The following is a 12,769-nucleotide window of genomic DNA, read 5'->3' as shown; positions in this document are numbered from 1 at the left end:
GCAGACGAACAGTCTGCCGCGGCACCGGGCCGCTCTGATGTCGGCGGACGCGCGGGTTCCGCCGCGGCACGGTCGGCAACATGCCGAACAAAATTGTTGACAATCTTGTTGGTCTAGATTTACGTTCGACAGGCACTCACTCAGGGAGGGCGCAATGCAGAAGGAAGCCCGTCCAGGCACCGGCGAGCAGGCCAAGCAGCACGCGTTGGTAGAGCTGCGGCAGGCGATTCTGCGCGGAGAGATGGCACCGGCCCAGCGGCTGGTGGAGAACGAACTCGCCGAGCAGTTCGGTGTCACCCGGGCCAGCGCACGGGCGGCGCTGATCGAGCTGGAATCGGAGGGACTGGTCGAACGGATCCGCAACCGCGGATCGCGCGTCCGGGTGGTGACCGTGGAGGAAGCGGTCGCCATCACCGAGTGCCGTATGGCCCTCGAAGGGCTCTGCGCCGCCAAGGCGGCCGTCCTGGCCACCGACGACCAGCTCGCCGAGCTGGCCGACCTGGGCGCCGCGATGGTCAAGGCGGTCGGCGACGGCGAACCGGTCACCTACTCCGAGCTCAACCACGAAGTACACGCCCGGATCAGGGAGTTCTCCGGCCAGCGGACGGCCGTCGAACTCCTGGAACGGCTCAACGCCCAACTGGTCCGTCACCGCTTCCAGTTGGCACTCCGCCCGGGCCGGTCCCAGCAATCCCTGAGTGAACACCTGGCCATGATCGAGGCGATCGCGGCCCGGGACCCGCAGGCGGCCGAAGCGGCCGTCCGCGCTCACCTCGGCAGTGTGATCCAAGCGCTGCGCGACTGACGCACCGCGCGGCGACGCGCGGTGCGACGGACAGCCGAGGCGGGCGCCACCTGTCCACCAAGGAGATTGCTGCAATGACGCACGGCTACGCGCCCGCCGCCCCCGGCCCCTCGGCCCCGCCCGGGCCCGGGGGGCGCCCATCACGATCGACGCTGGTCGTCACCGCGCACGCCGGGGACTTCGTGTGGCGGGCGGGGGGCGCCATCGCCCTCGCCGCGTCCCGGGGGGAGAAGGTCACCATCGCGTGCCTGACCTTCGGCGAGCGCGGTGAGTCCGCGAAGGCCTGGCGCGAGGGCAAGAAGCTCGACGAGATCAAGGCGATACGCCGTGAGGAGGCGGAGAAGGCCGCCGCCACGCTCGGCGCCGCGGTCCGCTTCTTCGACGCCGGCGACTACCCGCTGACCGTCACGGCCGAGCTCACCGACCAGTTGGTGACGGTCTACCGCGAGACCCAGCCCGACGTCGTGCTCACCCACCCGGCCGAGGACCCGTACAACGGCGACCACCCCGCCGCCAACCGCATGGCGCTGGAGGCCCGGGTCCTCGCCCAGGCCATCGGCTACCCCGGCGAGGGGGAGATCATCGGCGCCCCGCCCGTCTTCTACTTCGAGCCCCACCAGCCCGAGATGAGCGGCTTCCGGCCCGAAGTCCTCCTCGACATCACCGAGGTGTGGGAGACCAAACGCAAGGCGATGGAATGCCTCGGCGCCCAGCAGCACCTGTGGGACTACTACACCGACCTCGCCGTACGCCGCGGCGTCCAGCTCAAGCGCAACGCCGGCCCCAACCTGGGCCTGGCCCACAAGACCATGGCCGAGGCGTTCATGCGCCCCTACCCGCAGATCGCGAAGGAGCTGGCATGAGCGGCGTGATCGTCACCGGCCCGCCCCGGGCGGACGCGAAGGACGTCGAGGCGATCGCGGGATACGGCACCGCCACTGTGCACGAGGCGATGGGCCGCACCGGCCTGCTCGGCACCGGGCTGCGCCCCGTCCAGCAGGGCGTCCGCGTCGCGGGCACCGCGGTCACCGTGCTGTCGTGGCCCGGCGACAACCTCATGATCCACGCCGCCGTGGAGCAGTGCGGCGAGGGCGACATCCTGGTCGTCACCACCACCTCCCCCTCCACCGACGGCATGTTCGGCGAACTGTTCGCCACCGCCCTCCACCGGCGCGGCGTGCGCGGTCTGGTCATCAACGCCGGCATCCGGGACACCGCCGAACTGCGCGAGATGGGCTTCGCCGCCTGGTCCGCCGCCGTCAGCCCGCAGGGCACCGTGAAGGCGACCGGTGGCTCCGTGAACGTGCCCGTGGCCATCGGCGGCCAGATCGTCCGGCCCGGCGACGTGATCCTCGCCGACGACGACGGCGTGGTGTGCGTGCCGCGCGAGGACGCCCGCGAGGTCGCCGAGGCCTCCGCTGCCCGCGAGCGCAAGGAGGCGCTGGCCCGCGCCGCCTTCCTCGACGGCGAACTCGGCCTGGACCGCTACGGGTTGCGCGAGACCCTGGAGCGCCTGGGCGTGACCTACACCTCCTGGGACGACTACATGCGGGACGGAGCCGCGCGATGAACGGGTCCTGCTTCCGGGCGGGATCCGGCGGCCGGGCTGTGAACGGGCCCTGCTTCCGGGCGGGATCCGGCGGCCCGGCCACCGGCGGGCCCCGCTTTCCGGACGGAGACGTGCCGTGAGCGGCCCCGAGGGGGTGCGCTGCATGCTTCTGCGCGGCGGCACGTCCAAGGGCGCCTACTTCCTCGCCGGGGACCTGCCCGCCACCCCCGCCGAACGCGACGAGCTGCTGCTGCGCGTCATGGGCAGCCCCGACCCGCGCCAGATCGACGGCCTGGGCGGCGCCCACCCGCTGACCAGCAAGGTGGCCGTGGTCTCGGTCTCCGCCGACCCGGCCGCAGACGTCGACTATCTGTTCCTCCAAGTCGCCGTGGACGAGGCGGAGGTGTCGGACCGTCAGAACTGCGGCAACATCCTTGCCGGAATAGGCCCGTTCGCCGTCGAACGCGGACTGGTCGAGCCGGGGGAGGGCCGCACGTCGGTCCGCATCCGCATGGTCAACTCGGGGGACCTCGCGCTCGCGACCTTCCCCACCGAGGACGGACGCGTGGTCTACGAGGGCGAGGCCGAGATCTCCGGGGTGCCCGGGACCGCGGCGCCCGTGATGATCGAATTCCCGCGGGGGAGCGCGCCGTTGCTGCCCACCGGCCATGCCCGGGACCTCGTCGCCGACACCCCCGTGACCTGCGTCGACAACGGCATGCCGACCGTGCTGATCGCCGCGTCCTCGCTGGGCGTCAGCGGGTACGAGACCCCCGAGGACCTGGAGGGGGACCGGGCCCTGGCCGTCCGGCTCCGCGGGATCCGGCTGGAGGCGGGCAAGCTGATGGGGCTCGGTGACGTCGAGAACGCCACCGTGCCCAAGCTGACCCTGCTCGCCCCGCCCCGCGCGGGCGGAGCCGTCACGACCCGCACCTTCATTCCGGTGCGCTGCCACACCTCCATCGGCGTCCTCGGCGCGGCGAGCGTCGCTGCCGGGCTGCGCGTGGAGGGCGGCGTCGGACACGCCGTGGCGCGCCTGCCCGACCGGGGCGACCGGCTGCGTATCGAACATCCCACCGGATTCCTCGACATCGAGGCCGGTGTCGACCACGGTCCCGGCGGCGCCCCGCCCGTGGCCCGGCGCACCGCCGTCGTCCGCACCGCCCGCAAGATCTTCGACGGCACGGTCTTCGCCCGGCCGGCCGGAGCCGCACATCAACCCTGAGGAGCCCCCATGGCCCCGCCGCTCGGCGACATCGCCCACCTCGGGCACGTCGAACTGCTCACCCCGGACCTGGACGCCAGCGTCCGCTTCTTCACCGAGTACCTCGGCCTGACCGAGAACGGCCGCTCCGGAGACTCCGTGTATCTGCGGACCTGGGACGACTACGAACACCACAGCCTGACCCTCACCGCCCACACGACCTCGGGCATCCGCCGCACCGCCCTGCGCGCCGCCGGCGAGGAGGCCCTCCAGCGCCGGGTCAAGGAGATCGAGAGCACCGGCCGCGAGGGCCGCTGGGTGCACGACGAGCCCGGTATCGGCCCGCTCTACGTGACCACCGATCCCGACGGCCACGAACTCGCCCTGTACTGGGAGAGCGAGTGGTATCAGGCGCCGGAGCACCTGAGGCCCGGACTGAAGAACCAGCCGCAGGCCAAACCCGGCCACGGGGTCGGCGTACGGCGCCTGGACCACGTGAACTACCTCGCCTCCGACGTCGCCGCGAACGGGGACTTCGTCCGTGACGTGCTCGGGGCCCGTCCGACCGAGCAGATCCGGCTCGACAGCGGCCGGACCGCCGCCCAGTGGCTGACCTTCAGCAACAAGTCGTACGACGTCGTCTACACGGAGGACTGGACGGGTTCGAGCGGACGTCTGCACCACATCGCGTTCGCCACGGACACCCGCGAGGACATCCTGCGCGCCGCCGATCTCGCCATCGACACCGGTGTGTTCATCGAGACGGGCCCGCACAAGCACGCCATCCAGCAGACGTTCTTCCTGTACGTCTACGAACCCGGCGGCAACCGCGTCGAGTTGTGCAACCCGCTCACCCGCCTCGTCCTCGCACCCGACTGGCCGCTGATCACCTGGACCGAGGAGGAGCGGAAGAAGGGCCAGGCCTGGGGTCTGAAGACCATCGAGTCCTTCCACACCCACGGCACACCGCCCGTCGGCTGACCGCCCTCCGTCGTCCCTTCGGGCGAACGACCGAGCGACCAGATCCAGTCAGTACATGCGTGCGGGCGGCACAGCGGGTGTGCCGCCCGTGCGCGCTTTCACCTGCCTCTCAGCCGCTCGTGCGACGGTCGTGAAGGGTGGCCTGTTTGGTTCCTGGATTGTTGACAAAAACGTTGACACTCCAGGAGTTCACTCCTTAGCGTCTGTCGCACCATCGGGTCAGCCGCACGAGCCGCGTCGGCCCGCACCCCCGACCCCCTTCCAGGGCCCCCACCTCCTGGACGAGAGGAAACAACGATGTCCTCCTCCCTCGCCCTGCCCGCTCGCGGCGGCGGCAGACTGGCCGCGCTGGTCGTCGGCCTCTGCTGGCTGGTCGTCCTCTTCGACGGCCTCGACATGTTCATCTACGGCTCCGTGCTGCCGCACATGCTGGAGACGAAGGCGCTCGGCATCGACCCCGGCAAGGCCGGCGACGTCGGCTCCTACGCCACCTTCGGCATGCTGGTCGGCGCCCTGTGCTCGGGAACCGTCAGCGACTGGGTCGGCCGCAAGAAGACGATCATCGCCTCGACCGCCGTGTTCTCGCTGGCCTCCGCGGTCTGCGCCTCCGCCGGGAGCCTGGGCGTCTTCAGCCTCGGCCGCTTCCTGGCCGGCCTCGGCCTCGGCGGCCTGCTGCCGAGCGCGATCACCATGGTCACGGAGTACGCCCCCCGCGGCCGCCGCGCCCTGATCGTGGGCTCGCTGATGACCGCTCACCAGGCCGGCGGCATCGTCGCCGGATTCGTCGCGCTGGGGACGGGCGACTGGCGGATCTCCTTCTGGATCTGCGTGATACCGCTGTTCATCGGGGTTCCGCTGGCGGCCGCGTACCTGCCCGAGTCGATGGCCTTCCTCCAGGCGAAGGGCCGTACCGACGAGGCCCGCGCGCTCGCCGACCGCTACGGCGTCGACCTGGCCGCCCGCGCCGAGGAGCGCCAGGCCGTCGCCGACCGCTTCAGCGCCGTCACGGCCCTGTTCCGCGGCGGCCGGTGGATCCAGACCCTGCTCTTCTGGATCGCCTCCTTCGGCGGTCTCCTCCTCGTCTACGGCGTCTCGCAGTGGCTGCCCTCGCTGATGAAGGCCAACGGCTACAACCTCGGCTCCTCGATCGGCTTCGTCATCGTCATCAACCTCGGCGGCATCGTCGGCATGCTGATAGGCGGCCGCCTGACCGACAGGTTCGGCGGCTCGGTCATCTCGGCGATCTGGTTCGGTGCCACCGCCATCGGCATCTACTCCCTCAGCGTCAAGATGCCGCTGCCCCTCACGTACACCGTCGTCTTCCTGACCGGCCTGTTCCTCTTCAGCGCCCAGGCGATGATCTACGCGACGGTGGCCCACCGCTCCGAGGACGACAACCGCGCCACGGCCGTCGGCTGGACCTCGGGCATGGGACGCTTCGGCGCCGTCGTCGGCCCCTGGCTGGGCGGCCGGCTTCTCGCCACCGGCTCGACCACCGCGGGCTTCACCGCCTTCGCCCTGGCGGGTGTCTTCTCCCTGGTGTTCGTCAGCCTCACCGGTCTGAGCCGGGTCCGATCGACGACCCCGAGCTCCGTCCCCCAGCGGGAGCTGACCGCCACCGGCTGACCGGAGCGGCACGGAACCGGCGTCCGGGCGGGGCCTGAGGAAGGGTCCGCCCGGACGTCCTCGCGCCCGGGCCGCGGGGGGCGGTCCGTCCCCGGGGCCGCCGGGGGAGAGGACCGGACGACGCCCCACCGGTCACCCGTGGACACTTATTCCCGTTGCCCCGTTCGTCCCGGGATGCTGGAGTGACCCCATGGATCACGCAGCGGTACTGGCGCTGTTCGACCGGGACATGCGGGAAGGCGCGCGGCCCGACGCGCCCGGCGCCCGGGTCGAGCGCGCCGGCAAGGTGGTGCGCCAGGTCGGCGCGGACAAGGGCTGGAACGGGGTGGTCTGGTCCGACCTCGACGCGGCGAGCGCCGACACGGCCATCGCCGAACAGGTGCGCTTCTTCTCCGGCCTCGGGGGCGGCTTCGAGTGGAAGCTGTACGGGCACGACCGGCCGCTGGACCTGGGGCAGCGGCTGCGGGCGGCGGGCTTCACCGCCCAGCCCGAGGAGACGCTGATGATCGCCGAGCTGAGCGCTCTGGCCCTCGACGTGCAACCACCGGAGGGCGTACGGCTCTTGCCGGTCACCGACCGTGCCGGTGTGGCCCTCGTCGCCGACGTCCACGAGCAGGCCTTCGGCGGCGACAGCACCCTGTTGCGCCACCAACTGCTCGCCCAGCTCACCGGCGACGTGAACACGGTGGTCGCCGTCGTGGCGCTCGCCGGCGACGTCCCGGTCAGCGCGGCCCGCATGGAACTCCCGCCGGGGGCGCGGTTCGCCGGGCTGTGGGGCGGCGGCACCGTCGAGGCCTGGCGGGGCCGGGGCATCTACCGCGCACTCGTCTCCCACCGCGCCCGTGTCGCCGCCGAGCGCGGTTACCGCTACGTCCAGGTCGACGCGTCCAGCCAGAGCCGCCCTGTCCTCACCCGCCTGGGCTTCCAGCCGCTCACCACGACCACCCCGTACGTGTACGAGGGCTGACGCCGGCCTCGTCCCGGCATCTCAGAGGTCCAGCCGGTACTCCAGCTCCCGGTGGGTCGGCCGATAGCCCAGTGCTTCGTTGATGCCGATCATGTACGCGTTGCTGTCGGCCGTGTCCGTGAGCAGGCCGGAGAGTTCCGGGTACCGCAGCCGGGCTCCGCGGATCGACTCCGCCTTCATCCACAGCCCGAGGCCGTGGCCCCGGTGCTCGGGCAGGACGCCCGTACCGTAGTGCTGGGCGTCGCCGCGCCCGTCGCCCGGTACGACGAGTTCGGAGAAGCCGGCGACGGAGCCGTCCGAGCGGTCCACCACGGCCACCGTGTGCAGCGCCTCGCCCCGTGCGAGAACGGCCTCGGCGACGGCCACGACCCGCTCCACGTCCCAGACGTCGAAGCCGTGGTCGCTGTCCTCCATCGGCATGTCGTCCATGGCCCGCCGGGAGTCGGTGAAGGTGTGCGCCGGCCCGGCCGGCACGACGCCTTCCCAGCTCGTCAACGCGTATCCGGGGTGCGGCCGTTCGGCGATCTCCGTCTCCGCCGAGAGGTCGAGTTTGATGCGTGGCGGCAAGGTGTCTCCGGGGTGGGGGCGCGGGGGAGCGCGGGCAGGCGAAGCCCGCAGAAGGTAGCCACGCCCGCACCTGCTCCGCAACGCATTTCCCCGAGGGAGGCCCCGCGGGTCGTCAGTGCCCGGAGTCGCCCGCCCCGCGGGTCGTCAGCACCCCGCGCAGCCCGCCCCGCCGCCCTCCGGGCCGGTCGTTCAGCGGCGTGCCCTCGATCGGTCGAGTGCCGCGACGCCGAACGCGGCCAGGCCAATCTGGATGAGCCACTCGATCCAGTCGACGCCCTTGGTGTCGGCGACGTCGAACGCGGCGGCGATCCCCGACCCGATGAACGCGGCCACGATGCCGACCACGATCGTCCACAGGACGCCGATGCGCTGGCGGCCGGGCACGACGAGCCGGCCCAGTACACCGATGACGATGCCGATGACGACGGCACTGATGACGCCCGAGATCTCCATCTCAGCCCCTCCTGGTCGGTCCCCCGCAGTTATGTATCTGCCCGCATCGGGCGCGGCCAGTCCGCCGCCGCGCAGGCATCCGCCGTGAACCCGCGCAGACACCCGCGGTGAACCCGCGCGGAGGGCCCGCGGTGAACCCCGTCCGTCCCCTGGGCAACTCACGTTTGGACATGTACCGTTCAATAATCTGTTGAACGGGAGACAGTCAACTTCCGTTCTACGCGCGCAGACTTGGCGCCCGCACCGCCTCTCCCCCCTCGTCACCGGAGGTTCGTCGGATGCTCGGATTCAAGAAGTCCCGCCACAGACTCACCACCGCCCTGGGTGTGTTCGGACTGCTCGTCACAGGTGCCGCGCTCCAGACGGCCACCGCTGTCCCCGCCCACGCGGCCACCCCCCACCGCGTCCTGTTCGACAACGGGCACGCCGAGACCGCGGGCAACGCCGACTGGATCATCTCCACCAGCCAGCCCGACCCGCTCGGCCAGAACTCCAGTCCGACCTCGGAGACTTCCTGGACGGGCGCACTGTCCTCCTGGGGCGTGGCCCTGCAGAGGACCGGCAACTACAGCCTGAAGACGCTGCCCTCGGGTTCCAGCCTCACCTACGGCGGCACGGCCGCGACCGACCTGTCGAACTTCGACGAGCTGGTGCTGCCCGAGCCCAACACGCTGTTCACCACGGCCGAGAAGACCGCCATCATGACGTTCGTCAAGAACGGCGGCGGCCTCTTCATGATCTCCGACCACACCGGTGCCGACCGCAACAGCGACGGCTACGACGCGGTCGAGATCTTCAACGACCTGATGGGCAACAACAGCGTCGACAGCACCGACCCGTTCGGCTTCTCGATCGACACGCTGGACGTCGGATCCGACTACCCGAGCGCCATCAGCGACAGCACGAACACGATCCTGCACGGGTCGTTCGGCACCGTCACCAAGAGCCTGATCGCGGACGGGACCACGGCCACGCTCAAGCCGGCGGACAACTCGGCCGTCAAGGGACTGGTCTACCGCACCGGTTACTCCGGGAACACCGGCGCGTTCTTCGCGACCAGCACCTTCGGCAGCGGCAAGGTCGCCTTCTGGGGCGACAGTTCACCCATCGACGACGGCACCGGCCAGTCCGGCAACACCCTCTACGACGGCTGGAACGACACCGGCGCCACCAACGCGGCCCTCGCCCTGAACGCCACCGACTGGCTCGCCGGTACGAGCAGCGGCGGGGGAGGAGGCGGTGGCGGCACCTGCACGGCCGCCCAACTGCTCGCCAACCCGGGCTTCGAGTCCGGCAGTACCTCCTGGACCGCCACCAGCGGTGTCATCACCAACAGCTCCGGCGAGGCGGCCCGCACCGGCTCGTACAAGGCGTGGCTCAACGGCTACGGCTCGGCCAACACCGACACGCTGTCCCAGTCCGTGACCATCCCCTCGGGCTGCTCCGCCACCCTGAGCTTCTATCTGCACGTGGACACGGCCGAGACGACCACGACCACGGCGTACGACACCCTCAAGGCCCAGGTCCTCAACAGCGGCGGCACCGTGCTGTCGACCCTGGCCACGTACTCGAACCTGAACGCCGTGTCCGGGTACACGCAGCGCAGTTTCAGCCTGGGCTCCACCTACGCCGGCCAGACGGTCACGATCAAGTTCACGGGCGTCGAGGGCTCCACACTCCAGACGTCGTTCGTCCTCGACGACACCGCGCTCAATGTGAGCTGAGCACCTCGCAGGACGAGGGGCGGGCCCGCGACCGGGTCCGCCCCTCACGTCGTTCTACCGGGACCGGACCGTCCGCTCCGTCGTGTTCCACCCGGAGACCCGCACTCCGGGAACGGCGCCGTGCAGATCGGCCGTCCGGAACGTCGCCGTCAGCGTCACCGACTCGCCCGGCCACAGGCTCACCTCGTTGTCCGACCACCGCACCGGCAGCACCGGCCGGCCCCCGGCGCCCACGAGATGCGCGTCCGTGAGGAGGGACGGCGTCGTCCCCGTCCCGTCGTTGCGCAAGGTGACCTTCGTCGTGGAGGTCCCGTCGGCACCGGGGGAGGTCGACACGGAGGCCGACACCGGCACCTTCGCCATGGAGCCGAGTCCCTTCAGGTCCGCGTAGCTCGTCGTCGGGGTGTGGTACCAGTCCGTGTTCGCCCAGTCGAGGGTGTCCGGCCGCGTCGAGAGCCAGTACACGTTCCGGCCGATCTCCCTGCCCCCGGCGTCACGCAGGACCAGCCGCGCCAGATAGGTCGTCGCGAGACCCTTCACCGAGGAGGGGAGTGTCAGGGCGGTGACACGCGCCCCGTCGCCGCGCACGGTGAGACCGGTCGCCGTACGGTCGTACCGCTGTGTGCCGTCCGGGTCGAAGAGCGTGACGCGCGCCGTGAGACCGGAAGCGGGCGTGTGCCGGTTGTTCACGACGACGACGGAACGGTCGTCGTACGAGTACTGCACGTGCAGGGGCTCGTTGGCCTTCTTCGCGCCGAAATAGGCCCCGCCCTGGTCGAGATAACGGTCCATCAACTGCCAGTGCAGCGAGGTCCATCCACTGTTGAGCATCCAGTGCACGACCCCGGTCGAGGGCTTCGTCGCGTCGGTGGCGTTGCGTCCGTAGGCCTCGAACTGCGCCCGCACGGCCTCGTACTGGGCGAGCTGCGCCTTGCGCACGTAGTCGGTGAGTCCGGTCGGCGGGCCGTAGCGGCCGGCCAGCGCGGCGTCGTAGATCTTGAGTGTGCCGAACACCGGGGACGGCGAGCGGTGGTACTGCCGGACATCCGGGTTCCTCCAGAGAGTGTCCAGTTCGGTGGGCGACATCATGCGGCGCAGGGTGTCGAGGGTGGGGATGTCGGGGCCCGCCCCGGTCTCGGAGTTGAAGCCGGTGGCCCCGCCCTCACGCTTGGCGTACCAGTAGCCCGGCGGGACCCAGTCGTAGGGCCCGGTCATCTTCATGCCCGAACGGCCGGACACGGGGGAGGAGTTGTCGGAGGCGGCGGCGATCACCGGGGTCGGCCAGTCGGCTTCCTTCAGCGCGTCGAGGTAGGTCTTCTCGATCCTGGCGTCCGGTGCGAAGTCGCTGCCGATGAGGAAGGAGACGACGCTCGGGTGGTCGCGCAGCCGGGCGGCCTCGGCGGCCATCGACGCCCGGGCGACGGGGTAGTCGGCGTCGGTCCACCTGTCGCCGGTCTCACCTCCGTTGACCTGCCCCTCCCACTTGTCGCAGCACTCCCAGCCGGGCAGGGTGAGGATGCCGTAGCGGTCGGCGAGGTCGAAGAACTCGTCGGGCTCGATGTGCCCTTCCAGGCGTACGGTGTTGAGGCCGAGGTCCAGCACGTACCGCAGCCGGTCCTCGACGTAGCCGCGGTCCCAGCGCAGGAACTCGTCCGGAGACCAGCCGCCGCCCTTGATGAGCAGCCTGCGGCCGTTGACGCTGTACTGCCGGGCGCCGTCGGAGTTCAGGGGCGCCTTCACCTCGCGGACGCCGAAGGTCTCGTGGGCGGTGTCGGACGCGGCGCCCGCGACGGAGGCGGTCAGATCGAGCCCGTACAGCGGCTGGCCGCCCATGCCCGCGGGCCACCACACCTTCGGTGACCTCAGGCGCAGTCCGGGGACCTCGGACGGCGAGAAGGTGACGGCCCTGGTCTGGTGCGGCGCGAGCGGGACCGTCTTCGAGAAGGACACGGAGCCGATGCGGCCGGACACCGTGGCGGTCACGGCCGAGCCGGTCTCGTTGCGGGCCCGCGCCCTGACCGTGAGATCGGCGGTGCGGAGCGAGGGGACGTCGAGCCGGGTCAGCACATGCGCGTCGCGCAGGGCGACCGGGCCGCCACGGCGGACGAGGACGTCACGGACGATCCCCATGTTCTGGTCGGGCGGGGGCTGGAGCCAGTCGATCCAGCCCATCGTCAGGTTCTTGTCCGGGTCGTTGGGCCTGATACGGAAGGCGACCGTGTTGGTGCCGGCGCGCACCAGCGAGGTGATGTCCAGCTCGTGGTGCGTGTAGGCACCGGCGATCTGGCCGGCGTCGGCCACCCGGTGGCCGTTGACGTGGACGTCCGCCGCCGAGATCACCCCGCTGAAGTCCAGATGGGTGCGCTCGGACGTGTCGGTGACGGTGAAGTCCGAGCGGTACCACCAGGGAACGGTGAAGTCGGACTTCGGGATGTTCCTCAGGTTCGTCGAGTAGAACGGGTCCGCGTATCTGCCGTTCGCCAGCAGCGCCGCGAGGACCGTGGAACGCGGGCCCGCCGGGTACCAGCCGCTCGTCCGGTAGCCGGGACTGGAGACGGCCGACGCCGGGTCCGGGACCTTGGCGGTGGACTGGATCGCGTACCCCGACAGCGCCGTGGCACTGCCCGGCGCGGAGGCCACCGCCGTGGCGGGGAGGCGGGGTGTGGTGGCTGCTCCGGGGTCGGGTCCGTCGGCCCAGGCGCTCGCGGAGAGGGTGCACAGCAGGCCCAGGGCGACGGCGGCCGTGGCGAGGCGCGGCCGGGAGGCAGGGCGGTGGAACACGGTGATCTCCTTGGGGGGTGGGGGAGCATCCGCGCTTCGGCACTGCAAGTTAGGAAACTTTACTAACTAGGGTCCACAAGCTAGGCCGGTGAGCAATCCATGTCAATCACCG

Annotated in this window: 10 protein-coding genes and 1 pseudogene; 8 read left to right on the top strand and 3 right to left on the bottom strand. The window is 70.9% G+C overall.

Features of this window, described 5'->3' with window-relative positions; all coding sequences use genetic code 11:
- The first annotated feature begins 154 nt into the window (after positions 1-154).
- The 7 genes from ACFXGX_RS27900 to ACFXGX_RS27870 all read left to right on the top strand — a co-directional run bounded on the left by ACFXGX_RS27900 (position 155) and on the right by ACFXGX_RS27870 (position 7,132).
- Positions 155-805: a GntR family transcriptional regulator gene (locus tag ACFXGX_RS27900; RefSeq protein ID WP_355771049.1), complete on the top strand. Its 651-nt coding sequence runs from the start codon at positions 155-157 to the stop codon at positions 803-805.
- A 74-nt stretch (positions 806-879) separates the two neighbouring features.
- On the top strand, positions 880-1,668 hold the full coding sequence (locus tag ACFXGX_RS27895; protein ID WP_384796124.1) for a PIG-L deacetylase family protein: 789 nt from the start codon (positions 880-882) through the stop codon (positions 1,666-1,668).
- Positions 1,665-2,375 (top strand): 4-carboxy-4-hydroxy-2-oxoadipate aldolase/oxaloacetate decarboxylase, encoded by a 711-nt coding sequence (locus ACFXGX_RS27890; protein ID WP_384796122.1) that lies wholly within the window; start codon positions 1,665-1,667, stop codon positions 2,373-2,375. Before ACFXGX_RS27895 ends, ACFXGX_RS27890 begins: the two co-directional genes overlap by 4 nt.
- Before the next feature lie 115 nt (positions 2,376-2,490).
- On the top strand, positions 2,491-3,579 hold the full coding sequence (locus ACFXGX_RS27885) for a 4-oxalomesaconate tautomerase (protein ID WP_384796120.1): 1,089 nt from the start codon (positions 2,491-2,493) through the stop codon (positions 3,577-3,579).
- Between the two features lie 9 nt (positions 3,580-3,588).
- Positions 3,589-4,539: a catechol 2,3-dioxygenase gene (locus tag ACFXGX_RS27880; RefSeq protein ID WP_384796118.1), complete on the top strand. Its 951-nt coding sequence runs from the start codon at positions 3,589-3,591 to the stop codon at positions 4,537-4,539.
- A 297-nt stretch (positions 4,540-4,836) separates the two neighbouring features.
- Entirely contained in the window at positions 4,837-6,165 is a 1,329-nt protein-coding gene (locus ACFXGX_RS27875) for an MFS transporter (RefSeq protein WP_384796116.1), read from the top strand.
- Between the two features lie 190 nt (positions 6,166-6,355).
- The gene (locus ACFXGX_RS27870; protein ID WP_384796114.1) at positions 6,356-7,132 is read left to right on the top strand and encodes a GNAT family N-acetyltransferase; all 777 of its coding nucleotides are present in this window, start codon (positions 6,356-6,358) and stop codon (positions 7,130-7,132) included.
- 21 nt (positions 7,133-7,153) lie between these two features.
- Here ACFXGX_RS27870 and ACFXGX_RS27865 read toward each other — a convergent pair.
- Positions 7,154-7,672 (bottom strand): annotated as a pseudogene (locus ACFXGX_RS27865) (GNAT family N-acetyltransferase); the annotation flags it as partial.
- A 216-nt stretch (positions 7,673-7,888) separates the two neighbouring features.
- A complete protein-coding gene (locus ACFXGX_RS27860; protein ID WP_355771073.1) occupies positions 7,889-8,152 on the bottom strand; it encodes a GlsB/YeaQ/YmgE family stress response membrane protein in 264 nt (87 codons plus the stop codon).
- Positions 8,153-8,430: 278 nt separating this feature from the next.
- On the opposite strand from ACFXGX_RS27860, the gene ACFXGX_RS27855 reads away from it, so the two are divergent.
- Entirely contained in the window at positions 8,431-9,876 is a 1,446-nt protein-coding gene (locus ACFXGX_RS27855) for a hydrolase (RefSeq protein ID WP_384796112.1), read from the top strand.
- A gap of 54 nt (positions 9,877-9,930) precedes the next feature.
- Here ACFXGX_RS27855 and ACFXGX_RS27850 read toward each other — a convergent pair whose 3' ends face one another.
- Positions 9,931-12,657: a sugar-binding domain-containing protein gene (locus tag ACFXGX_RS27850; protein ID WP_384796110.1), complete on the bottom strand. Its 2,727-nt coding sequence runs from the start codon at positions 12,655-12,657 to the stop codon at positions 9,931-9,933.
- Positions 12,658-12,769 lie beyond the last annotated feature (112 nt).

The organism is Streptomyces sp. NPDC059371 (assembly GCF_042751995.1).
Taxonomy (GTDB): domain Bacteria; phylum Actinomycetota; class Actinomycetes; order Streptomycetales; family Streptomycetaceae; genus Streptomyces.
The sequence above is the reverse complement of the archived record's forward strand: the minus strand, read 5'-3'. Positions and strand labels throughout refer to the sequence as shown.